The sequence below is a fragment of the Caulobacter sp. GW821-FHT12A07 genome (assembly GCF_058807655.1).
Genome location: NZ_JBXAQX010000004.1, coordinates 225154 through 248118 on the forward strand (window position 1 = coordinate 225154; position 22965 = coordinate 248118).

Sequence of the window (22965 nt, forward strand, 5' to 3'; positions counted from 1 at the left end):
TAGAAGACCCAGCTGGGACTTCGGCGAAAAAGGGGCAGGTCGTGGGTTACGGGTTCAAGGGGTCTTTCGGGCGCACGACGGCGCTGGCCCTGGTTCTGACGGTTTGCGCCGTCGGCCTTTCCGCCTGCGGCAAGGAAAAGAAGGCCGAGGCCAAGGGCAAGAAGCCCGTCGCCGCCCAGACGGTCAGCGTCGCGCCGGTCGCCGTGCTGCCCCTGCCCCGCGTGGTCAACGCCTCCGGCACCATCTCGGCCTGGGAAGAGGTGCCGGTCGGCGCCGAGACCGGCGGCCTGACCGCCGTCGCCGTCAACGCCGAGGAAGGCCAGTTCGTCCGCCAGGGCCAGGTTCTGGTCGCCCTCAACGACACCCTGCTGCGCGCCCAGCTGCGCCAGCAGGAAGCCGCCGTCGCCAGCGCCCGCGCCACCCTGGCCGAGGCCGAAGCCTCTCTGCGCCGCTCGCGCGAGCTGCAGGCCAAGGGCTTCCTGTCGGCCTCCTCGCTCGACACCGCCACGGCCAAGCAAGCCACCGCCGCCGCCCAGCTGGCCTCGGCCCAGGCCGCCCAGGGCGAGACCGCCGCCCGCCTGGCCCAGGCCTCGATCCGCGCGCCCGTCTCGGGCCTGATCGTCCGCCGCAGCGTCACCAAGGGCCAGATCGTCAGCGCCGGCAGCGAGCTCTTCCGCATCGTCCGCGACGGCCGCCTGGAGCTGGACGCCGAGATCCCCGAGACCGACCTCGGCGTGGTCAAGGCCGGCATGCCCGCCCGCATCGCCTCCGAGCAGGTCGGCCAGGCCGAAGGCCGCGTGCGCCTCGTCACCTCCGAGGTCGACACCCAGACCCGCCTGGGCGTGGCCCGCATCGCCCTGTCGTCGATGGGCGCCTTCCGCCCGGGGATGTTCGCCCGCGCCCAGATCCAGGCCGGCGACCAGGCCTCGCCCGTCGTGCCTAGCGCCTCGATCCTCTATCGCCAGAACCAGGCGGGAGTGTTCCTGATCGACGCCCAGCACAAGGCCCAGTTCCGCAAGGTCGCCGTCCTCGCCCGCACGGGCGAGGTCACCGCCGTCGACGGCGTGCAGGCCGGCGAGCGCGTGATCGTGCAGGGCGCCGGCTTCCTGGGCGACGGCGACGCGGTGCGGGTGTCGGGCGTGCTGCCCGCGCCCACCCTTTCCGCCGCCAAACGCTAGGGCCGGCCGATGAACGCCAACAACATCTCGCGCTGGGCGATCAAGAATCCGATCCCCGTCCTGATGCTTTTCGTGATGCTGACGATCACCGGGATCTCCGGCTTCGCCAGCATGCGGATCAACAACAACCCGGACGTCGACCTGCCGCTGGTGGTGATCTCGGCCTCGCGACCGGGCGCCGCTCCCAGCGAACTGGAGACCCAGGTCACCCGCCTGATCGAGGACTCGGTCGCGGGCCTGGGCCAGGTGCGCCACATCACCTCGACCGTGGGCGACGGCTACTCGTCGACCATGATCGAGTTCGAGCTGGGGGTCGACCACGAGCGCGTCACCAACGACGTGCGCAACGCCATGTCCAACCTGCAGTCCGCCCTGCCGCAGGACATGCAGATCCCCAACGTCACCCGCATCGACATCTCCGGCGACCCGCTGATCACCTATGTGGTCAAGGGCCCGAACATGACGCCCGAGCAGCGCAGCTGGTTCGTCGACAACGACGTCGCCCGCACCCTGCTGGCCATCAAGGGCATCGGCGAAGTCAATCGTCTCGGGGGCGTCAGCCGCGAGATCCAGGTCGCCCTGGATCCCGACCGCCTGTCCGCGCGCGGCGTCACCGCCGCCGCCGTCAGCCAGGCCCTGGCCAGCACCAACGCCGACCTGCCCGGCGGCCGGGTGACCGTCTCGGGCTCCGAGCGCGCCATCCGCACCCTGGGCGCGGCCGGCTCGGTGGACCAGCTTCGCGAGACCCGCATTCCGCTGTCCTCGGGCGGCACCGTGCGCCTGGGCGACCTCGGCGAAGTCACCGATCGCTGGGCCGAGCCGCGCAACCGCGCCCGCGCCGACAACCAGGAAGTCGTGACCTTCAACATGGTCCGCTCGCGCGGCGCCAGCGAGGTCAAGGTCGCCGAGAAGGTCCGCAAGGCCATCGAGAAGCTCGACAAGGAGCATCCCGAGCTGACGATCACCGAGCTGACCTCCAACGTGAAGTACATCGAGGAAAGCTACTGGGCGTCGATGGAGGCCCTGGTCCTCGGCGCCGTCCTGGCGGTCATCGTCGTGTTCATCTTCCTGCGCGACTGGCGCGCCACCTTCCTGGCGGCCGTGGCCATTCCGCTGTCGCTGCTGCCGACCTTCGCGATCATGGCCCCGCTGGGCCAGTCGCTGAACGGCGTCACCCTGCTGGCCCTGTCGCTGACCGTGGGCATCCTGGTCGACGACGCCATCGTCGAGATCGAGAACATCGTCCGCCACATGCGCGGCGGCAAGTCGCCCTACAACGCGGCGATGGAGGCGGCCGACGAGATCGGCCTGGCCGTGGTGGCCACCACCTTCACCATCGTGGCGGTGTTCGCCCCGACCGGCTTCATGCCCGGGATCATCGGCCAGTTCTTCAAGGCCTTCGCCCTGGCCGCCTGCGTCTCGGTGCTGTTCTCGCTGCTGGTCGCCCGCATGCTGACGCCGCTGATGGGCGCCTACATGCTCAAGCCGCACCACAAGCCCGACACCGACCCGTTCTGGATGCCGGGCTACCTGCGCGCCCTCAACTGGTCGCTGCGCAACAAGTGGAAGGTGCTGATCATCGGCTTCGTCAGCTTCGTCGCGTCGCTGGCCCTGATCCCGCTGCTGCCCTTCGAGTTCCAGCCGGCGGCCGACCGCGGCCGCGCGCCGTTCTCGATCGAGCTGCCGCCCGGCTCCACCCTCGACGAGACCGACGCCATCGCCCAGCGCGTCGCCCGCGAGCTGAAGGCCCGTCCGGAAGTGAAGAGTGTCTACGCCTCGGTCGGCAACGACGGGGTCAACAAGGCGCGCGTCACCGCCGACCTGGTGCCCAAGGGCGAGCGGATGAACCAGCAGCTGTTCACGCGCCAGATGGTCGACCAGTTCAAGGCGATCCCCGGCGCCCGCATCGGCGCGGGCAGCAACAGCGGCGGCGGCCCCGGCGACGGCGGCAGCTACACCCTGCGGCTGGTCGGCGACGACGGTCCCGAGCTGGAAGCCGCCGCCCGCAAGGTCGAGGCCGAGATGCGCTCGGTCCCGGGCCTGGCAAACGTCGTCAACACCGCCTCGATCGCCCGTCCGGAGATCATCGTCACCCCGCGTCCCGACCAGGCCGCCCGCATGGGCGTCTCGGCCGGCGCGATCTCGCAGGCCGTGCGGGTGGCGACCATCGGCGACGTCGACCAGTCCCTGCCCAAGTACAATCTGGGCGACCGCCAGGTGCCGATCCGCCTGCGCCTGACGCAGAACGCGCTCGAGGACCTGTCGGTGCTGGAGACCCTGAAGGTGCCCTCGTCCAGCGGAGCCTCGGTCCCGCTGAACGCGGTGGCCGACATCCGCTTCGGCGCCGGTCCCTCTCAGATCAACCGCCAGGACCGCTCGCGCGTGGCCGAGATCACCGCCGAACTCGACGGCATCGTGGTCGGCGACGCTTCCAAGCGGGTGCACGCCCTGCCCTCGGTCAAGTCGTTGCCCAACGGCGTCAAGGAAGTGGCCGCCGGCGACGCCGAGTTCATCGCCGAGATGATCTCCGGCTTCGTCATGGCCCTCGTGACCGGCCTGCTGCTGATGTACGTCGTGCTGGTGCTGCTGTTCCGCAGCTTCGCCCACCCGGTGACCATCATGGCCGCCCTGCCGCTGGCCATCGGCGGCGCCTTCGCCCTGCTCAAGCTGGTCAACAGCAGCTTCTCGATGTCGAGCCTGATCGGCATCCTGATGCTGATGGGCATCGCCGCGAAGAACTCGATCCTGCTGGTCGAGTACGCGATCATGGCGATGAAGGACGGCAAGATGACCCGCCGCGAGGCCTTGATCGACGCGGCCCACAAGCGGGCCCGGCCGATCCTGATGACCACCGTGGCCATGGGCGCGGGCATGGTGCCGGTGGCCATCGGCTTCGGCGCCGATGTCGAGTTCCGGGCCCCGATGGCGATCACCGTCATCGGCGGCCTGATCACCTCGACCTTCCTGTCGCTGCTCTACATCCCGGTGGTGTTCGTGTTCATGGACCAGGTGAAGAACTGGTCGAACAAGCTGATGGGGCGGTTCTTCCATCACTCGCACCACGGGCCGGCGCCGACCGGCGAGGCGGCCCCCGCCGGTCACGGCCCGCAAGGACCGCTGGTCGACTGAGCCGGCCAAAGACGATCGAAGGGGCGGACTTCCGGGTCCGCCCCTTTTTCGTGCCCGAGATCCTAGGCCAGACGCCGCAGGGCTGAGGCCAGCACCGCCCGCTTGCCCGGCGCGCCCAGCGACAGCCGCGCGCCGTCCATGGCGGTTCCTGGGGCGGCGATCCCGGGCGCGGCGAACAGGGCGGCGGGCGCCAGCGACAGTCCCTCCGGCGCCAACGCCTCCACCCGATCCAGCCAGACGTGCAGGCAGCCGGCCGGGCCGATCGCGCGCGGCAGGATCTCGGCGGCCAGGGCGCGCCGGGCCAGCGCCTCGATCCGCACCCCGGCCAGGATCGCCTGCGCCGTCCCCTCGCGGATCCAGGCCGTCGCCACCGCCGCCATCAGCGGCGCGGGCATCTGGCACAGGGCGTGGCCGGCGGCGGCCAGGCGCTCGGCGGCCTCTGCATGGGGGGCGGCGACATAGGCGATGCGCAGGCCCGGCGTCAGGGCCTTGGCCAGGGTCGCCACATGCCACGTCCGTTCGGGCGCCAGGCGAGCCAGGGCCGCCGGCGCCGGATCGGGCAGCCGGCCATAGGCGTCGTCCTCGACGATGCGGACGCTGGCCCTGGCGCAGACCTCGACGATCGCCGCCCGCCGGGCTGGGCTCATGGTCGCCGTGGTCGGGTTCTGCCAGGTCGGGGTGACGACCACGAGCCGCGCGCCGCTCGTGGCCAGGCGCTCGGCCAGGGCCTCGGGGATGAGCCCCTCCCCGTCCATCGGACAGGCGACGGCGCGCACGCCGCGCGCAGCCAGGGCCGCAAGCAGGCCGGGATAGGTCAGGGCCTCGACCACCACGGCGTCGCCCGGCGCGGTCTCCACCGCCAGGATCGCGGAAAGGGCCGCCTGGGCGCCCGCGCAGACCACGACCCGCTCGGGATCCACCGCGCCCAGTCCCGGCGCCAGCCAGGCCGCGCCCGCCGCCCGCTGCGCCAGCGAACCGGGGCCGGCGTGATAGGCCATCAAGGTCGCAAGATCGGTGCGGGCCAGCACCGCCGCCGTCGTCTCGCGCAGCAGCGCGGCCAACGACAGGCCCTCGGGCTGGGGCGGCAGGTTCATGGAGAGGTCGACGCGCCCGGCCTCCTCTTCGCCCGCCCGCCGACGCACGAAGGTGCCCCGCCCGGCCGTTCCCTCCACCAGCCCCTGCTCGCGGGCCAGGGCGTAGGCGCGGGTGACGGTGGTGAAGTCGACGCCCAGCAGGCCCGCCACCGTCCGCTGCGGCGGCAACTGCTCGCCGGCCGACAGCTCGCCGTCGGCGATGGCGCTGCGCAGGGCCTCGAACAGCCGGCGGTAGATCGGCCCCTCGCCCGCGGCCACGCGCCGCAGCCAGGCCGCCCCCGCCGGAAGATCCCTTGCGTCGCCCATCATTGATCCATACATTTATCGCACAATGTATGGATCAATTTTCGGATTGTAGGTAGGGGTCATGACGCCCGCTGACGAGTTTTTCGATCCGCCGCCGCCGGTGATCAGCGGCCTGCGCCAGCGCTGCCCGCGCTGCGGCGAGGGCAAGCTGTTCAAAGGCTTTCTGGCCTTGGCTCCGTCGTGCGACCGCTGCGGCCTGGACTACGGCTTCGCCGAGCCGGCCGACGGCCCGGCCTTCTTCGTGATGAGCGGCGTCGGCATCCTGGTCACCTTCGTCTTCGCCTGGGTCGAGGTCGCCTACCACCCGCCGGTCTGGGTGCACTTCGTCACCACCTTCCCGGCCCTGATCATCGGGTGCCTGGCCACCCTGCGGCCGGTGAAGGCCTGGCTGGTGGCCGCCCAGTTCGTCAACAAGGCCGAGGAAGGCAAGTTCGAGAGCCTGGGCCGCCACGACCACGATCCCAGAAGACTCTGAAGCAGGCTCTGAAGCTGGCCCTGAACGAAGCCGGCCACGGCGGCGTTTGACTGGAAAGCGCCTGGAGCCCGCCGTGGACAAGTTCTTCGCCAAGTTCGCCAACGCCACCGCTCAGGTGACTGGCCGCCCCGTCACCTTCCTGGCCTGCCTGGGCTTGGTGATCCTGTGGGCGGTCTCCGGGCCGGTGTTCAAGTTCTCCGAGACCTGGCAGCTGGTGATCAACACCGGCACCACGATCATCACCTTCCTGATGGTGTTCCTGATCCAGAACACCCAGAACCGCGACAGCGAGGCGGTGCAGGCCAAGCTCGACGAACTGATCCTGACCTCGACCGCCGACAACGACTTCGTCGGCATCGAAAAGCTGTCGGAGAAGGAGCTCGACGCCTACCACGCCCAGTGCAAGGCGGCCGCCGAGCGAGCCCACGACCGGCTGGAGAAGGTCACCGCCCTGCGTGAGAAGAAGGGCAAGACGACGCCGGCGAAGGCTTCGCGCGCCAAGTCCGCCGCGCCCCGCAAGCGGGCGACCGCGAAGGGATAGAATTTCGTCCCCTCTTCCATAGGGAGAGGGAGGGGCCCGCCGCGAAGCGGTGGGAGGGTGAGGGGTTTCACCGCTTGCCGGCAAATCCACGCCTCACCGAAGCCGTACCTTGTCCGGAGAGAATGTAACCTCTCACCCTCCCACGCCTTCGGCGCGGGCCCCTCCCTCTCTCAAAGAGAGAGGGGTTAAAGCGTCGCCCCCTACTTCTTCTCTAGCAGCAGCGTGCCCTGCTTCTTCACCTGCCCCGTGATCTTGCCGGCGATCATCCCCAGGAACCCCGGCAGAACGACCTCGACCAGCACCACATTGGCCGCGACGTTGAGCTTGCCGGTGATGGTCTGGCCCATGATCACGGCCGAGAAATCCATCACGTCGTCGCGCCAGGCCTTGGTGACGTTGGCCAGGCCGCCGGGGATCTGGGCGCCCAGCTGCTCGAAGCCGCTCTCGATCCGCCGCTTGGCCTCGGCCACGCCGAGTTCGTGGGGGATGTTGATGGTGACCGGCTTCGACATGGGAACTCCAGAAGGACGTATTTCGCCCCAGACATAGGGACGACATGGCAGTTCGGCTATACGTCCAGTTCTGACGCACCCAAGGCGCAGGTTCGGCAGCGTCCACGGAGGAAGCCATGACCGACATCGCCATGACCCAGTACTTCGACGCCCCCGTCCGCACCGCCCGCCGCGTGCGCGCCGGCCGCCCGGGACGTCCGACCGGGGTCTGGGGGTCGATCTCCTACGCCGGCGTGCTGCTGGTCTGGGCCGGTCTGTTCGTGATCCGCCCGCGCCTGGCCCTGCAGGTGATGGCCCAGCGCCGCGCCGACTCGCCGATCCCGCGCTTCGACAAACGCTGAGCCTCTCGCCAAACACCTCGAACGGCGCCAAGCCAACGGCATGAGCCGTCTCGTCGCCGTCCGCCCCGTCAGCCACCCGCTCGCCGCCCCGTTCCGCATCTCGCGCGGGGTCAAGACCACCGCCGAGGTGGTGGTGGTCGAGATCGCCGAGGGCGGTCACATCGGTCGCGGCGAGAGCGTGCCCTACGCCCGCTACGGCGAGACGGTCGCGGGCGTCGAGGCGCAGCTGGCCCCCGCCGCCCGCCTGATCGCCATGGGCGCGGATCTTTCCGAAGCCCTGGCCCTGCTGCCGGCAGGCGCCGCGCGCAACGCCCTCGACTGCGCCATCTGGGACCTGCGGGCCAAGACCACGGGCGTGTCGGTCGCCACGAGCACCGGCCTTGCCGTCCCGCCCTCTCTGGTCACCGCCGTCACCGTCAGCCTGGATACGCCGGACGCCATGGCAGCCGCCGCCCGCAAGGTCGCCGACGCGCCGCTGATCAAGATCAAGCTGTCCGCCGAAGACCCCGCCGCCCGCCTGGCTGCGGTGGCCCAGGCCGCCCCCGACGCCGCCCTGATCGTCGATCCCAACGAGGGCTGGACCTTCGAGATCCTGCGCGGGCTGGAGGACCAGCTGTCGCGCCTGAATATCGCCCTGGTCGAGCAGCCCCTGCCCGCCGGTGAAGACGCCGCCCTGGAGGGCTACGCCCCGCCCTTCCCGATCTGCGCCGACGAGTCGGTGCACACCGCCGCCGACCTGCCGGCCCTGCGCGCGCGCTACCAGGCCGTAAACCTGAAGCTCGACAAATCCGGCGGCCTGACCGAGGCGCTGGCGATGCTGCGCGCGGCCAAGGACCTCGGCTTCACCCTGATGACCGGCTGCATGGTCGCCTCGTCCCTGGCCATCGCCCCGGCCCTGCACCTGGCCGCCGAATGCGCCTTCGCCGATCTCGACGGGCCGTGGTGGCTTAAGGACGATCACCCGGGCGGCCTGCGCGTCGAGGCCGGCCGGATCGTGCCGCCGGCCGCGGGGTTCTGGGGGGATGCGATCGACGCCGAGGGGCTTTGGCTGTAGTTTTTTCGCCCGTCCGTCATTGCCGGCCTTGTGTCGAAGGCCTTCACAGATACCGATAGCGCCAGAGGACGACGGCAGGGTGGCTCGCGCCTCCCGGCATGACGGGATGTCTCCATGCGCGTGACGAAAGACGGCGAATTCTATCGGGGCAGCCATATTACCGGCCCAACGCATAATTTCCTCAGAATGCGCGTTCACCTCGGACAGGCCGGCAGGCCGGTGGTGCGGGTTCTGCAAGCGAACGGCGGCTGCTCGCATGGCGCGGCGCTCGAGGCGGAAGAAGTGCTCGAATGGATCGGCATGGGTGTCGATCGCGCCAACAACGAACTTGAGGCGACCTATGGCGTCTTGGAAGCCGAGGTCGTCGCCAACGACAGCCGGAGACCTGAGGTCTATGCCGAGCTGGCGCGACGGATCATTTTGATGGCCCATAACGAAAAGTGCGGCTGACGTTTTGCTCGCCGCCTGTTCCGACGATCGGGTCGCTTTAGCGGGGGTCGATACCTGCTTTTGTGGCGGGCGTGACCAGCGAAGAGATCGGTTCGAGGACTTGACCCACTCCGCATAACGCCGTGCTCTGGCGGGCATGACCGACGCCCTCGCCGCCGCGCCGCCGCCCTCGCCCCGCAGGAACCCGCTGCAGGTCTGGTTCGGGATCTCGCTGTGGAAACGGATCCTGGCCGCCCTCGTGGTCGGGGCCGTGGTCGGCTATTTCTGGGGCGAAGGCGCCACCAGCCTCAAATGGATGGGCGAGATCTTCGTGCGGCTGATCCGCATGATGGTGGCCCCGCTGGTGTTCGTGATCATCGCCTCGGGCGTGGCCCAGCTGGGCGACGCCAAGCGGCTGGGCGGCATCGGCGTCAAGACCATCGCCATGTACGTGCTGACCACCCTGATCGCGGTGACCATCGGCCTGATCATCGCCAGCCTGCTGGGACCCGGCGTCGGCGCCGACCTGCACAACGCCGCCCCCCAGGCGGTGGCCACGCCCAAGTCGCCGGCCGAGCTGTTCATCGGCATCGTGCCGCTCAACCCGATCAAGGCCCTGGCCGAGGGCGAGACCCTGGCGATCATCTTCTTCGCCGTGCTGGTCGGGGCCGGAGTGATCGTGGCCGGGGAGGACGGCGCACCAGTCGCCAAGCTGCTGGCCAGCGCCAGCGAGGTGATGCTGCGCATCGTCGGCTTCGTGATGGAGGCCGCGCCGTTCGGGGTCTTCGCCCTGATCGCCGTGGTCATGGGCACGAACGGGCCCGAGACCTTCCTGCACGTGGCCAAGCTGGGGGTCTGCGTGATCATCGGCGCGGCCATCCAGACCTTCGTCACTCACGCCGCCGTCGTCCGGCTAGGGGCCTGGCTGCCGCTCGTGCCGTTCTATCGCGGCTGCATGGACGCCATCCTGGTCGGCTTCTCCACCTCGTCCAGCTCGGCGACCCTGCCGGTGGCGATCCGGGTGGCGGAAGACAATCTGGGCATCAAGCCGTCGATCTCGTCGACCGTCCTGCCGCTGGGCGCGACCATCGGCATGGACGGCACGGCCATGTACGTGGCCATGCTGACCCTGTTCGCCGCCCAGGCCTTCGGCGTGCCCCTGACGCTTGCCGACTACGCCCTGGTGGCGGTGACCACCACCATCGTCGCCATGGGCGTGGCCCCGGTGCCGTCGGGCTCGCTGTTCGTGCTGGCCGCGGTCCTGGCCACGATCGGCATCGGCCCCACCCAGACGGCGATCATCGTCGGCTTCATCCTGCCCTTCGACCGCATCCTGGACATGATCCGCACCGTGCCGAACGTGACCTGCGACCTGTCGATCGCCACGGCCGTGGCCCGGTGGGAGAAGGAGATCGATGTGGAGGAGTATCTGTCGAAGAAGGACGTATGATCAAACCCTCTCCCTGCAGGGAGAGGTGTCGCCGAAGGCGACGGAGAGGGAAGCGGCTGCGAAATCGGCCGTCGTCAGCGGCAGCTGAAAACGTCCCCCCCTCCGGCCCTCCGGGCCACCTCCCCCAGAGGGGGAGGATTACTTGTGCGACCTCAGATGCTCCCCCTCTGGGGGAGCTGTCGCGGAGCGACTGAGGGGGCCGGCCGTCAGGCCGGTCTGCCGATCCGCTTGATTTCCCAGTCCAGCTGGACGCCGGTCTTGGCCAGCACGTCGGCGCGGACTGTGTCGCCCAGGCCTTCCAGGTCGGCGGCCGTGGCCTCGCCGGTGTTGATCAGGAAGTTGCTGTGCAGGGGGCTGAACATCGCGCCGCCGAACAGCTTGCCGCGCCAGCCGGCCTCGTCGACCAGCTTCCACGACGAGTGGCCCGGCGGGTTCTTGAAGGTCGAGCCGCCGGTCTTTTCGCGGATCGGCTGGGTGGTCTCGCGACGGCTGGTGATCTCGGCCATGCGGGCCTTGATCGCCTCGGGCGCGTCCACGGTTCCCTCAAACACCGCACTCAGAACGATCAGGTCCGTGCCCTGGATCGCGCTATGCCGATAGGTGTGCTTCAGGTCGTCGTCTCCCATCAGGAAGACCTTGCCCTTGCGGTCCATCACCGTCGCGGTGGCGATGATGTTGGTGGTCTCCGAACCGTAGCAGCCGGCGTTCATGACCACCGCGCCGCCGACAGTGCCGGGAATGCCGGCGAAGAACTCCAGCCCGGCGATCCCGAACTCGGCCGCTTTACGCGCCACGACCGCGTCGGGCACGGCGGCCCCCGCATGAATGCTGACGTCGTCCAGCTTGCGGACGTCGTTGAAGCCCTTGCCCAGGCGGATGATCACGCCCTCGACGCCGCCGTCGCGGACCAGCAGGTTGGAGCCGACGCCGATGGCCATGACCGGCACGGCCGGATCCAGGGCCTTCAGGAAGTCGGCCAGGTCCTGCTCGTCGGCCGGCAGGAACACCACGTCGGCCGGCCCGCCGACGCGGAACCAGGTGAACGGGGCCAGCGCCTCGTCGATCAGCAGCTTGCCGCGGACGGTCGGGAGTTGGGTCTTCCAGGTCATCAGATTTACTTCGCCAGCGCTTCCAGCTGGCCCGGCAGGGCGTAGGCCCAGGACGTGATGTCCCCGGCCCCCAGCAGCACCACGAGGTCGCCGCTGGTCGCTTCGGCCGCGATCAGGGCCGGCAGGGCCGCCGGGCTTTCCAGCGGCAGGGCGCGGCGGTGGCCGAACTTCTTGAGACCCTCGACCAGATGGTCGCGATCGACGCCCTCGATCGGCTGCTCGCCGGCCGTGTAGACGTCGGCGACGACCACGGTGTCGGCGTCGTTGAAGCAGCTGCTGAACTCGGTCATCAGGTCGCGCAGGCGGGTGTAGCGGTGCGGCTGGACCACGGCGATCACCTTGCCCTGGCTGACCGCGCGGGCGGCCTTGAGCACGGCGGCGATCTCGACCGGGTGGTGGCCGTAGTCGTCGACCACGCGGATCCCGTTGGCGACGCCCGTGGTGGTGAACCGGCGCTTGACCCCGCCGAACCCAGCCAGGCCGGCGCGGATGCTGTCGGCGTCGACGCCCAGTTCGCGGGCCACGGCCACGGCGGCGGTGGCGTTGAGCACGTTGTGGTGCCCGGCCATCGGCATCTTCAGGCCCTCATAGCGGACCTGATCGCCCTCCAGCGGCGAGATCACGATGTCGAAGCTGGCGCCCTCGGGACCCATCTCGACGTTGGAGACGCGCACCTCGGCCTGCGGGTTGGTCCCGTAGGTCACCAGGCGGCGGTTCTCGATCCGCGAGGTCAGGGCCTGCACTTCCGGGTGATCGGTGCAGACGGCGGCGAAACCGTAGAACGGGATGTTCTCGATGAAGTCCTGGAAGCCGCGCTTGACCGCGTCGAAGTCGCCCCAGTGGTCCAGGTGCTCGGCGTCGATGTTGGTGACGATGGCCACCGTCGACTTCAGCTTCAGGAACGAGCCGTCGCTCTCGTCGGCCTCGACGACGATCCAGTCGCCCTCGCCGACCTTGGCGTTGGTGCCGTAGGCGTTGATGATGCCGCCGTTGACGACCGTCGGGTCCAGACCGCCGGCGTCGAGCAGGGCCGCCACCATCGAGGTGGTCGTGGTCTTGCCGTGCGTGCCGCCCACGGCGACCGAGAACTGGAGCCGCATCAGCTCGGCCAGCATCTCGGCGCGGCGGACCAGCGGCAGGCGCTTGTCGCGGCCGGCGACCATTTCCGGGTTATCGGCCTTCACCGCCGTCGAATAGACGATGGCCGAGGCGCCTTCGACATTGGCCGCGTCATGGCCGACGAAGATGCGCGCGCCGAGCTTCTCGAGCCGCTCGGTGTTGGCGCTGGCTTTCGCATCGCTGCCCTGCACGGTGTAGCCGATGCGGATCATGATCTCGGCGATGCCGGACATGCCGATGCCGCCGATGCCGATGAAGTGCACGGGGCCGAGTTCGAAGGGGACGGGTCGTCGACGCTGGATCATCGGGTCGGATTAGACGATTTGACGCCCGCCGTGAACGGGGTCGATGACGCAAACCCGTCACGGCCCCTCGCGAAGCGGATCAAATGTGATAGACGCACGCGCATGAGCTCTACGCCCCTGGATAAAATCCGCAATTTCTCGATCGTGGCCCACATCGACCACGGCAAGTCGACCCTGTCCGATCGCCTGATCCAGACCACGGGCGGCCTGACCGCGCGGGAGATGAGCGCCCAGGTTCTCGACAACATGGACATCGAGAAGGAGCGCGGCATCACCATCAAGGCGCAGACCGTGCGCCTGAACTACAAGGCCAATGACGGCGAGACCTATGTCCTCAACCTGATGGACACGCCCGGGCACGTCGACTTCGCCTACGAGGTGTCGCGCTCGCTGGCCGCCTGCGAAGGCTCGATCCTGGTCGTCGACGCCTCGCAGGGCGTGGAAGCCCAGACCCTGGCCAACGTCTACCAGGCCATCGACAACAACCACGAGATCGTTCCGGTCCTCAACAAGGTCGACCTGCCGGCCGCCGACGTCGAGCGGGTCAAGGCCCAGATCGAGGACGTCATCGGCCTGGACGCCTCGGACGCCGTCGAATGCTCGGCCAAGACCGGCATCGGCATCCCCGACGTGCTGGAAGCCATCGTCAAGCGCCTGCCCGCCCCCAAGGGCGACCGCAACGCGCCGCTGAAGGCCCTGCTGGTCGACGCCTGGTACGACGCCTATCTCGGCGTGGTCGTGCTGGTGCGGATCTTCGACGGCACGCTGAAGGCCGGCCAGCAGGTTCGCATGATGCAGACCGGCGCCACCCACCGCATCGACAAGGTCGGGGTGTTCACCCCCAAGGCCACCGACGTCGCGGAACTGGGTCCGGGCGAGGTCGGCTTCTTCACCGCCTCGATCAAGGAAGTGGCCGACGCCGCCGTCGGCGACACCATCACCGACGAGAAGAAGCAGACGGCCGAAGCCCTGAAGGGCTTCAAGGAAGTCGTGCCGGTGGTGTTCTGCGGCCTGTTCCCGGTCGACGCCGCCGACTTCGAGGACCTGCGCGCCGCCGTCGGCAAGCTGCGCCTCAACGACGCCAGCTTCACCTACGAGATGGAAAGCAGCGCGGCCCTGGGCTTCGGCTTCCGCTGCGGGTTCCTCGGCCTGCTGCACCTGGAGATCATCCAGGAGCGCCTGTCCCGCGAGTTCGACCTCGACCTGATCGCGACCGCCCCGTCGGTGGTCTACAAGATCAAGATGCGCAGCGGCGAAGAGATCGAGCTGCACAACCCGGCCGACCTGCCGGACGTCATGCAGATCGAAGAGATCGCCGAGCCCTGGATCAAGGCGACGATCTTCACCCCGGACGAGTTCCTGGGCGGCGTGATCAAGCTCTGCCAGGACCGTCGCGGCATGCAGCGCGAACTGTCCTACGTCGGCAGCCGCGCCATGGTCGTCTACGACCTGCCGCTGAACGAGGTGGTGTTCGACTTCTACGATCGCCTCAAATCGATCTCGAAGGGCTACGCCAGCTTCGACTACGCGCTGGAGGACTATCGCGCCGGCGACCTGGTGAAGATGTCGATCCTGGTCAACAGCGAACCGGTCGACGCCCTGTCGATGCTGGTCCACCGCAGCCGCGCCGAAAGCCGCGGCCGCGGCATGTGCGAGAAGATGAAGGACCTCATCCCGCAGCACATGTTCGTCATCCCGATCCAGGCGGCCATCGGCGGCCGGATCATCGCCCGCGAAACCGTCCGCGCCCTGCGCAAGGACGTGACCGCCAAGTGCTACGGCGGCGACGCCAGCCGGAAGCGCAAGCTTCTGGACAAGCAGAAGGAAGGCAAGAAGCGGATGCGCCAGTTCGGCAAGGTCGAGATCCCGCAGGAAGCCTTCATCGCCGCCCTGAAGATGGACGAGGATTGATCCGGCGGAGGGCCCCGCCCTCCTCTGCCTTGTGCGAAATTTCCTATTTCGTAAGCCGCGGCCGTTCGTAATGGATGAGCCGCGGCTTTCGTTTTGAAGGTCGCCCGTCCCAGCAGGAAGACGACCATGGCCTTCCCTACCAACGTCAACGATCAGATCACCGACTCGGTCAGCCAGGTGAACACCAAGGTGCTGGGCGACGCGCCCGCCATGGCCATGGGCAACCTGTTTGTGGCCGTGAGCCAGGCGCTTTCGAACGCCGCGCACAACGCGACGAACAACCAGCAGCAGTCCAACGTGACGATGCAGGCCTCGACGACGCAAGGCGTCAGCACGCTGCTGTCGGTCGACACCGCCAGCGCCGGCGAGGCGACCCGGAATATCCTTGGCGCCGCCCCGCCTGCACCGCCGAGCGCCCCTTCCGAGGCGGCGCTAGAACAGGCGCTCCAAGCCGCCCGGGCGGCGGAGGAAGCGGCGATGCACGCGGCGATGGAAAAGGTCGAGCAAGCCACCGCAGCCGCCGAGGCGGCTGCCCAAGCCGCCATGGAGGCTGCGGCAGCCGCGATCGCCTCCGCAGTGGGGACCGTTCCGGAAGACTAGGGCCCGCACCCAGGCTTAGGCAGGGAAAACCGTGGAGCCGTCACGAAGCTCTCGTCGGTCAGCGCACCCAGAAAGTCGACAAGCTCCGCCACCTCGTGATCCTCCAGCCGCATCGCCGCGCGATGCCGACGGATGGCCGCCTCCAGCGTCGGCGCGGAGCCGTCGTGCAGGTAGGGCGCGCTCAAGGCGACGTTGCGCAGGGATGGCGTGCGGAAGCGCCCCGTGTCGGCGGCCTTGCCGGTGACGTCGGCCAGGCCCTGGTCTCCGGCGAACGGGGCGTCAATGCGGTGGAAGCGGACCTTCTCGGCGTCTGTGAACAGAGGGCCCGCGTGGCAGCCGGCGCAGGTCGCCTTGAACAGCCGCTCCCCGCGCTGGGCTTGAGCCGACACGGCGACCGCCTCGCCCCGGCGGCGCTGGTCGTAAGGACTGTCGAACGAGACGAGCGTGCGCTCGAAGGCGGCCAGGGCCTTGGCGATAGTCGCCATGCTCACCGCCCCGCCCTCCTCTGGGAACGCATCGGCGAACATCCGACGATAGCAGGCCTGCCCGGAGAGGCGCGCGGTCAGCACCGCCTTCTGGCCAGCGAAACCCATCTCGACCGGCTTGGTCCCAGTGATGGGGATCAAGGCCTGATCCTCCAGCCGTTTCACGCTCCCATCACCCCAGGTCAGGGCGCCGAAATAGCCGACATTGGCCAGGGTCTGGATGTTGCGCCGACCAGGGTCGCCGTGGACGCCGGGATGGGTGGCGTTGCCGTCGGTGAAGCCGCGCCGCTGCTCGTGGCAGGTGGCGCACGACATGGTGCCGTCGATCGACAGGTCGGCGTCGTAGAACAGCTTGCGGCCCAGGGCGACCTTGGCGTCCGACATCGGGTTGTCGGCCGGGACCGGCGGCGGGGCGACGCCCGCCGGCAGTTTCCAGTCGAAGCCCGACAGGACGGGCGGCGCGAAGGCGGCGGTCAGCAGCAGGCCGGCCGCCAGGGCCAGCACCTTGCCGCAGAGGTCGAACCGCACGCCCCGCGCTCCTGATCAGGGCTTGCGCGAAACGAGGATCGGCAGGCTCGCCTCGGCGTTGGCCGAGATCTGCACCACGTAGTCGCCGGGCGTCAGGTCGAAGGTGACCATCTTGCGCACGGTCGAGCAGGCCGGACCGCGGCCATGAGCGATCGAGCGCTGGGCCTGACCGTCCTTCAGCACATCGATCCAGGCGCCGGCGCCCAGGGCGATGACGTAGGACCCCGCCGTCTCGACCTTCAGCGCGAAGAGGCCGCCCTTGCTGACCGTGCCGCCCGGCTTCTCCGGCTGGACGACATAGGTCACCTCCGGCGTCGGCGACAGGGCGGCGGCATAGGCCTGGCCGGGAACCAGCGCCGCCTTCTGCAGATCGGCGGCCGAGGTCGCCGCGGCCAACGGGGCCTTGGCCGGCCAGGCGGCCAGATCCGCCGGCAGGTCGGCGTCGCGGGCGGCGCAGGCCGGCTCGGCAGGCGTCTGGGCGAAGGCGGCGGGACCGGCCAGGGTCAGGCCGGCGGCCAGGAGAACGACAAATCGCATGGCTCTGCTCCTTAGAACCGGACGCGCAGGTCGGCGCGGAAGTTGCGGCCTTCCTCGGGGAAGCCGTCGACCAGCTGGTACTTCTGGTCCAGCAGGTTGCGGGCTCCGACCACCACGTCGATCTTCGGCGTCACCGCCACCTGGGCCGTCAGGTTGGCCAGGATGTAGTCGCCGGTGCGGTAGTAGCGGGCCGGGCTGACCAGCGAGCTGGAGGTCACCGTCCAGCGCTTGGACGCCGCCTCGACGCTGGGCGTCACGGTCAGGCGGTCGCTGACGCTCCAGTCCGCATAGACGAACAGCTTGTGGGTCGGCACGCCGGTCGGGCGGAAGGCGGCGTTGGTCGGGTCGGTCAGCTCGCGGTGCAGGTAGGTGTAGTTGCCGCCGAAGGTGAGCTTGTCGCCCGCCTTGAGCGTCGCCCCGCCCTCCAGGCCGTAATACTCGCCGTCGCCGGCGTTCTTGGTCTGGTTGACCGTGCCGTAGGGCGCGCCCAGGGCCACCGGGATCAGGATCAGGGCGTCGCGCACATCGCTGTAGAACACCGCCCCCTCGATCTTCAGCAGCGGGGTGAAGTCGACGGCCGCGCCCAGCTCGTAGTTCACGGCCCGCTCGGCCTTGATGTCCGGATTGGGCACCACCGTGCCGAAGCGCGAGCTGTAGCGCTCGAACAGGGTCGGGAAGCGGGCGCGCGACGAGACGCTGCCGTGTAGCTGGACGTCGGCGATCGGCCGCCAGACCAGGGCCGCCTGACCGTTCCAGGCCACGTCGTCGGTCAGCGGGTAGAAGACGAAGGCGCCCGAATTGTAGTCCTGGGCTTGCTTCAGGTCGCGGCGGTCGCGCGAGACGCCCACCACCAGATCGACCTTGTCGCCGAACCGCTGGGTGTCCTCCAGGGCGAGCGAGGTGGTGTCCTCGGTCACCGTCTGGCGTGGCTCGACCAGGGCCGGCGCGAAGGTCTGCTGCCACTCGACGTGCTTGTCGCGACGGTAGAAGGCGGCGGCCTTCAGGCTGTTGGACGCGGTGACGTCGATGTCCAGCTCCAGGTTCCCGCCATAGGCCAGGTCGTCATAGTAGGAGCGGAAGGCGCGCCCCAGGGTCTGGCTGTTCTGGCGAGCGTTGTCCCACGAGTAGAGGGCGTTCTCGAAGCTGTTGCGATAGAAGCGCGTCTTCAGCCAGGCATTGTCGGCGATCTTGGTCCGGGTCAGCAGGGCCAGGCTGTCGAGGTTCCAGTAGGGCCAGCTCCAGTAGCGCGTGCTGGCCGTGTCGGTGACGTGATAGGGCGCGTTCTTCTCACCCTCCTGGCGGGTATAGGTGATCGAGTATTCGTCCGTGGCGTTGGGCGTGAAGCCGGCCTTGAGATTGACGCGCCAGTCCTCGCTTTCCGAGTGATCGCGGTTGCCGCCGTTCTCCAGGCTGGTGGCCGTGTAGTCGTCCGGCAGCTTCCAGTGGGTGCGCTCGTTCCGAGCCCCGCTGATCTGGGCGTAGAAATGATCCGAGCGGCCGCCGACCCGGCCCGAGACGCTGTCGCCGTTCAGCGAGCCGTCGCCGTCGAGGCCCACGCCCACCCGCAACTCGCCCTCGAAGGGCGTCGAAGGCTTGCGGGTAACGAGGTTGATCGCCCCGCCCAGGCCGCCCGGCCCGTCGAGCACCGAGACATAGCCCTTGGAGACCTGAACCTCGGAGAGGTCGGCCGTCAGAAAGCGGGCGAAGTCGATGCGGTTGTCGGCCGGCAGGAACACCCGCACGCCATCGATCGACAGGGTGGTCTGGAAGCGGTCGAAGCCGCGGATGAACACCAGGCGCTCGTTGCGCGAGCCGCCGCCGTTTCCCGCCGCCGCGCCAGGGATCAGGTCCAGCGCCTGATCGACGCTGGCCTTGTCGAACTTGCGCAGGTCTTCGCCCGAGACCTTGGCCCCGCCGACCGTCTCGCCAGCCGCGTTGCGCGCGGTCACCTGCACCTCGCCCAGGGCGTAGACATCCGATCCCTGAGCGTGGGCGGCGCCGGCCAGCAGCGTGCCGGCGAGAAGCGCGGTTCGAAACAGCATTGAGACCCCCTCGTTATGTAGTTTGGCTACATAACGATTCCTGCCTGCCTTGGCCTTGCAGTTTTTCTCCACCGGACATGTTTGCTCCAGATGCTAGGTATCGCGGCGATCCAGGAGGCCCTCATGCTCAAGATCCTCGGCCGCACCTCGTCGCTGAACGTGCGCAAGGTGCTGTGGACCTGCGACGAGCTCGCCCTGCCCTACGACCGCGAGGACTGGGGAACGGGCTACGCCTCGACCCAGGACCCGGCCTTCCTGGCGCTCAATCCCAACGCGCTGGTGCCGGTGATCCTCGACGAGCACGGGCCGCTGTGGGAGTCGAACACCATCTGCCGCTACCTGGCCTCGCGCCACGACATCGGCCAGGCCCTGCTGCCGGCCGAGCCGCGCGCCCGGGCCGGGGTCGAGCAGTGGATGGACTGGCAGGCCACCGAGCTCAACACCGCCTGGCGCTACGCCTTCGCGGGCCTGGTGCGGCGCATGCCCGGCTTCGACGATCCCGAACAGATCGCCGCCAGCATCCGCGCCTGGAACACCGCCATGACCGTGCTGGAACGCCAGCTGGAGCGCACCGGCGCCTTCGCGGCCGGCGAGACCTTCACCCTGGCCGACATCGTGCTGGGCGTCTCCGTCCACCGCTGGGCCGCCTCGCCCATCGACCGCGACATGCTGCCGGCGGTCGCCGCCTACTACATCCGCCTGCGCGGCCGTCCCGCCTTCCAGCCCTGGGCGCTGGACGAGGTGCCGTAGGGCCTCGCCCCCTCCTCTGCCCGTTTCCTGCGCAGCCCGTTCGTCCGAACGCTGCGGAACGGTGATCCGTGAAAGCATCCGCCCGCCTGGCGAACAAAGTGGGCGGCGGGAGCGGCGACGCGCCTGCTTAGCTCGGTCCCGCGAGGCCGCCCGGTCGCGGGCGGCGGCGAAGGGGATAGGGCCGTACATATGCCAGAGGGCGTCCGCTTACCGACCAGACGACAACTGCTGACCGCCATCGCCCAGGTGGGCGGAACGGCGGCGCTTTACCAGGCGATGACCAGTCTCGGCCACGCGGCCGAGACCCAGTTCCACGGACCTCCGAACCTTGCCGGCGCCCGGCCGGGGGCGTCGGTGGTGGTGCTGGGCGCGGGTCTGGCCGGCATGCTGGCGGCCTACGAGCTGACCCGCGCCGGCTACAAGGTGCGGGTGCTCGAATACCAGAACCGCGCCGGCGGCCGGAACTGGAGCCTGCGGGGCGGCGACACCTATACCGAGCTGGGCGGCGCGACCCAGAAGATCGGCTTTTCGCCCGGCAACTACCTCAACCCCGGCCCCTGGCGAATCCCGCATCACCACCGCACCCTGCTGCACTACTGCAAGCAGTTCGGCGTGGCGCTGGAGCCGTTCATCCAGTTCAACCACAACACCTGGATCCATTCCTCGACGGCGTTCGGCGGCAAGCCCGTGCGCTTCAAGGCCGCGGCGGCCGATTTCGAGGGCAATGTCGCCGAGTTGCTGGCCAAGTCGATCAACACCAAGGCGCTGGACGAGACCGTCACGCTCGAGGACCGCGAGAAGCTGCTGGAGGCCCTGAAGGGCTGGGGCATGCTCGACAAGGATTACCGCTACGCCAAGAATCTGCGCAGCGCCTCCCATCGCGGCTACGACCGGCCGCCCGGCGGCGGCATCGACGGCGCCCCGATCCCGTCGGACCTCTACGCCCTGCACGACGTGCTCGACCCGCAGGTCTGGACCTCGATGGCCTTCTTCATGGGCCACGAGATGCAGACCACCATGTTCCAGCCGGTGGGCGGCATGGACATGATCGGCAAGGGCTTCGCCAAACAGGTCGAGGGGCTGATCACCTACAACGCCAAGGTCAGCAAGATCGCCCAGGACGACAAGGGCGTGGCCGTCACCTTCGCCGACACCGCCACGGGCAAGGTCGAGACGGCCAAGGCCGACTGGTGCGTCTGCACGATCCCGCTGTCGATCCTGGGCCAGATCGAAAGCGAGATCAGCGACGAGCTGGCCGCGGCCATCAAGGCCGTGCCCTACTCCGGCCAGGTGAAGATCGGCCTGGAGATGAAGCGGCGGTTCTGGGAGGAGGACGACTCCATCTACGGCGGCCACAGCTTCACCGACCAGGAGATCGCCCTGATCTCCTATCCCAACAACAACCTGTTCGGAAACGGTCCGGCGGTGCTGCTCGGCGCCTTCGCCCGCGAGATGGGGGCCTATCGCCTGGCCGGCATGACGCCGGAGCAGCGGATCGAGGTCGCCCTGCAGCAGGGCTCCGTCCTGCACCCCGGCAGCTACCGCAAGGAGTTCTCCAACGGCGCCTCGGTGGCCTGGAGCCGCGTGCCCTGGACCCTGGGCTGCTGCGCCCGCTGGACCGAGGAGACCCGCAAGGAACACTACCAGACCCTGGTGGCCATGGACCGCCGCGTCGTGCTGGCCGGCGAGCACGCCTCCTATGTCGGCTGCTGGATGGAGGGCGCCCTGCTCTCGTCGCTGGACGCCATCACCCGCCTGCACAAGCGCGCCCTGGAGGCCTGAGCATGACCCGCCTTACCCTCATCGCGGCGTCCGGCCTGGCCGCCGCCCTCGCCTGCGCCATCCCCGCCGTCGCCCAGGCCCCGGCTCAAACGTCCGGGGGCGGCGACACCGGCGGCGGCGTCGTTCGCGTGGCCAAGCCCGTCACCGGCCAGCAGGTCTATGAAGCCGTCTGCCAGGCCTGCCACATGGCCGACGCCAAGGGAGGAAGCGGCGCGGGCACCATCCCCGCCCTCGCCGCCAATCCGAAGATGGCCGCGGCCGCCTATCCGACCATGATCGTCGTGCGCGGCCAGGGCGGCATGCCCAGCTTCGCCGGAACCCTCGACGACGCCCAGATCGCCGGGGTCGTCACCTATGTCCGCACCCACTTCGGCAACGCCTACGCCAAGCCGGTGACGGCCGCCGACGTGGCGAAGATCCCCCATCCGGACCTTTCTGGCGGGCACTGATCAAGACGCGGGGCGTCGGACCGTGCTAAAGCGCGCCGATGACTGACGAGACCGACGCCCCGCCGCCGAACGAAACCCCGATGCAACGCGCCCTGCGCCTGAAGAAGGCCGCCCAGGGCCGCCATGGTCATGGGCCCAAGGCCTCCAGCGGCAAGGTCGATCGGGCCGACGCCGTCGCCCCGACCGGCAAGTCCCGGCCCTGGATGACGCGCTAGGACCAAAAAGGGAGATCAGGGCCCATGACCATCCGCCCCGAACGCCCGGAAGACATCGCCGCCATCCGCGCCGTGACCACGGCCGCCTTCGAGGGCCGGCCCTACAGCAGTCAGACCGAGGCCCTGATCGTCGACGCCCTGCGGGCGGCCGGCGCCCTTTCGCTGTCGCTGGTCGCACAGGCCGACGACGGCCAGGTAGTCGGCCACATCGCCTTCTCGCCGGTCGACATCGAGGTCTCGGACGGCGCCTGGTATGGCCTGGGCCCCGTCTCGGTGGCGCCCGACCGCCAGAAGGAAGGCCATGGCCAGGCCCTGATCCGCGAGGGGCTGGAACGCCTGAAGGCCATGGGCGCGACCGGCTGCGTGCTGCTGGGCTCGCCGCTCTACTACGCCCGCTTCGGCTTCGAGGCGGACGAGGCCCTGACCTATGGCGGCGAAGCTTCGCCCTACCTGCAGCGCCTGGTGTTCAAGGGCCGGTCGCCGCGCGGGGCGGTGACCTATCACATGGCGTTCGGGGCGTAAGAAGGCCCCTCTCCCATAGGGAGAGGGAGGGGCCCAGGCGATAGCCTGGGAGGGTGAGGGGTTTCACCGCCAACAGGCAAACCCCTGCCGCAGCCAACCCGC

At 69.2% G+C, this 22965-nt stretch carries 22 protein-coding genes; 15 read left to right on the forward strand and 7 right to left on the reverse strand.

Annotated elements, in window-relative coordinates; all coding sequences use genetic code 11:
- Nucleotides 1–41 precede the first annotated feature (41 nt).
- Nucleotides 42–1178: an efflux RND transporter periplasmic adaptor subunit gene (locus AC1RRS_RS10510; protein WP_492855118.1), complete on the forward strand. Its 1137-nt coding sequence runs from the start codon at nucleotides 42–44 to the stop codon at nucleotides 1176–1178.
- Nucleotides 1179–1187: 9 nt separating this feature from the next.
- The gene (locus AC1RRS_RS10515) at nucleotides 1188–4307 is read left to right on the forward strand and encodes an efflux RND transporter permease subunit (RefSeq protein ID WP_492855119.1); all 3120 of its coding nucleotides are present in this window, start codon (nucleotides 1188–1190) and stop codon (nucleotides 4305–4307) included.
- 62 nt (nucleotides 4308–4369) lie between these two features.
- On the opposite strand, the gene AC1RRS_RS10520 is transcribed toward AC1RRS_RS10515, so the two are convergent.
- Nucleotides 4370–5707: an aminotransferase-like domain-containing protein gene (locus tag AC1RRS_RS10520; protein WP_492855120.1), complete on the reverse strand. Its 1338-nt coding sequence runs from the start codon at nucleotides 5705–5707 to the stop codon at nucleotides 4370–4372.
- 61 nt (nucleotides 5708–5768) lie between these two features.
- On the opposite strand from AC1RRS_RS10520, the gene AC1RRS_RS10525 reads away from it, so the two are divergent.
- Nucleotides 5769–6182, forward strand: coding sequence for a DUF983 domain-containing protein (locus AC1RRS_RS10525; protein WP_492855121.1), 414 nt, complete (start codon nucleotides 5769–5771; stop codon nucleotides 6180–6182).
- A gap of 73 nt (nucleotides 6183–6255) precedes the next feature.
- Complete coding sequence (locus AC1RRS_RS10530) at nucleotides 6256–6723, forward strand: low affinity iron permease family protein (RefSeq protein ID WP_492855122.1); 468 nt, start codon at nucleotides 6256–6258, stop codon at nucleotides 6721–6723.
- 200 nt (nucleotides 6724–6923) lie between these two features.
- On the opposite strand, the gene AC1RRS_RS10535 is transcribed toward AC1RRS_RS10530, so the two are convergent.
- Entirely contained in the window at nucleotides 6924–7235 is a 312-nt protein-coding gene (locus AC1RRS_RS10535; protein ID WP_110117994.1) for a polyhydroxyalkanoic acid system family protein, read from the reverse strand.
- A gap of 116 nt (nucleotides 7236–7351) precedes the next feature.
- Between AC1RRS_RS10535 and didA the strand changes: the two genes are divergently transcribed.
- The 4 genes from didA (at nucleotide 7352) to AC1RRS_RS10555 (ending at nucleotide 10509) form a co-directional block, all read left to right on the forward strand.
- Entirely contained in the window at nucleotides 7352–7576 is a 225-nt protein-coding gene (didA, locus tag AC1RRS_RS10540; protein WP_110117995.1) for a DNA damage-induced SOS-independent cell division inhibitor A, read from the forward strand.
- Between the two features lie 40 nt (nucleotides 7577–7616).
- Nucleotides 7617–8630 carry an N-acetyl-D-Glu racemase DgcA gene (gene dgcA / locus AC1RRS_RS10545; protein ID WP_492855123.1) on the forward strand — a complete coding sequence of 338 codons (1014 nt, stop codon included), beginning with the start codon at nucleotides 7617–7619 and terminating at the stop codon, nucleotides 8628–8630.
- 114 nt (nucleotides 8631–8744) lie between these two features.
- Nucleotides 8745–9080 carry a hypothetical protein gene (locus AC1RRS_RS10550; RefSeq protein ID WP_492855124.1) on the forward strand — a complete coding sequence of 112 codons (336 nt, stop codon included), beginning with the start codon at nucleotides 8745–8747 and terminating at the stop codon, nucleotides 9078–9080.
- A 136-nt stretch (nucleotides 9081–9216) separates the two neighbouring features.
- On the forward strand, nucleotides 9217–10509 hold the full coding sequence (locus tag AC1RRS_RS10555) for a dicarboxylate/amino acid:cation symporter (protein WP_492855125.1): 1293 nt from the start codon (nucleotides 9217–9219) through the stop codon (nucleotides 10507–10509).
- A gap of 206 nt (nucleotides 10510–10715) precedes the next feature.
- Here AC1RRS_RS10555 and murB read toward each other — a convergent pair whose 3' ends face one another.
- Complete coding sequence (murB, locus tag AC1RRS_RS10560; protein WP_492855126.1) at nucleotides 10716–11618, reverse strand: UDP-N-acetylmuramate dehydrogenase; 903 nt, start codon at nucleotides 11616–11618, stop codon at nucleotides 10716–10718.
- A 5-nt stretch (nucleotides 11619–11623) separates the two neighbouring features.
- Nucleotides 11624–13042, reverse strand: a complete 1419-nt coding sequence (murC, locus tag AC1RRS_RS10565) for a UDP-N-acetylmuramate--L-alanine ligase (protein ID WP_487287751.1) — start codon at nucleotides 13040–13042, stop codon at nucleotides 11624–11626.
- 102 nt (nucleotides 13043–13144) lie between these two features.
- Here murC and lepA point away from each other — a divergent pair, with 102 nt between their 5' ends.
- Both lepA and AC1RRS_RS10575 read left to right on the forward strand, forming a co-directional pair.
- Complete coding sequence (gene lepA, locus AC1RRS_RS10570; RefSeq protein WP_487287752.1) at nucleotides 13145–14953, forward strand: translation elongation factor 4; 1809 nt, start codon at nucleotides 13145–13147, stop codon at nucleotides 14951–14953.
- 126 nt (nucleotides 14954–15079) lie between these two features.
- A complete protein-coding gene (locus AC1RRS_RS10575) occupies nucleotides 15080–15553 on the forward strand; it encodes a RebB family R body protein (RefSeq protein WP_492855127.1) in 474 nt (157 codons plus the stop codon).
- Here the strand turns inward: AC1RRS_RS10575 and AC1RRS_RS10580 are convergent.
- Genes AC1RRS_RS10580 through AC1RRS_RS10590 form a run of 3 tightly spaced genes read right to left on the reverse strand, consistent with a single transcriptional unit; the run spans nucleotide 15550 to nucleotide 19145 of the window.
- On the reverse strand, nucleotides 15550–16566 hold the full coding sequence (locus AC1RRS_RS10580; protein WP_492855128.1) for a cytochrome-c peroxidase: 1017 nt from the start codon (nucleotides 16564–16566) through the stop codon (nucleotides 15550–15552). The genes AC1RRS_RS10575 and AC1RRS_RS10580 overlap by 4 nt on opposite strands.
- A gap of 15 nt (nucleotides 16567–16581) precedes the next feature.
- Nucleotides 16582–17103 carry a homogentisate 1,2-dioxygenase gene (locus AC1RRS_RS10585; RefSeq protein WP_492855129.1) on the reverse strand — a complete coding sequence of 174 codons (522 nt, stop codon included), beginning with the start codon at nucleotides 17101–17103 and terminating at the stop codon, nucleotides 16582–16584.
- 11 nt (nucleotides 17104–17114) lie between these two features.
- Nucleotides 17115–19145: a TonB-dependent receptor plug domain-containing protein gene (locus AC1RRS_RS10590; RefSeq protein WP_492855130.1), complete on the reverse strand. Its 2031-nt coding sequence runs from the start codon at nucleotides 19143–19145 to the stop codon at nucleotides 17115–17117.
- Between the two features lie 123 nt (nucleotides 19146–19268).
- Between AC1RRS_RS10590 and AC1RRS_RS10595 the strand changes: the two genes are divergently transcribed.
- The 5 genes from AC1RRS_RS10595 to AC1RRS_RS10615 all read left to right on the forward strand — a co-directional run bounded on the left by AC1RRS_RS10595 (nucleotide 19269) and on the right by AC1RRS_RS10615 (nucleotide 22863).
- Nucleotides 19269–19895: a glutathione S-transferase family protein gene (locus AC1RRS_RS10595; RefSeq protein ID WP_492855131.1), complete on the forward strand. Its 627-nt coding sequence runs from the start codon at nucleotides 19269–19271 to the stop codon at nucleotides 19893–19895.
- 189 nt (nucleotides 19896–20084) lie between these two features.
- Nucleotides 20085–21677, forward strand: coding sequence for a flavin monoamine oxidase family protein (locus AC1RRS_RS10600; protein WP_492855132.1), 1593 nt, complete (start codon nucleotides 20085–20087; stop codon nucleotides 21675–21677).
- A gap of 2 nt (nucleotides 21678–21679) precedes the next feature.
- Nucleotides 21680–22126 (forward strand): c-type cytochrome, encoded by a 447-nt coding sequence (locus AC1RRS_RS10605; protein ID WP_492855133.1) that lies wholly within the window; start codon nucleotides 21680–21682, stop codon nucleotides 22124–22126.
- Between the two features lie 38 nt (nucleotides 22127–22164).
- Nucleotides 22165–22341, forward strand: a complete 177-nt coding sequence (locus AC1RRS_RS10610; RefSeq protein WP_487287760.1) for a hypothetical protein — start codon at nucleotides 22165–22167, stop codon at nucleotides 22339–22341.
- Between the two features lie 24 nt (nucleotides 22342–22365).
- Nucleotides 22366–22863, forward strand: coding sequence for a GNAT family N-acetyltransferase (locus AC1RRS_RS10615; protein WP_492855134.1), 498 nt, complete (start codon nucleotides 22366–22368; stop codon nucleotides 22861–22863).
- Nucleotides 22864–22965: the final 102 nt, after the last annotated feature.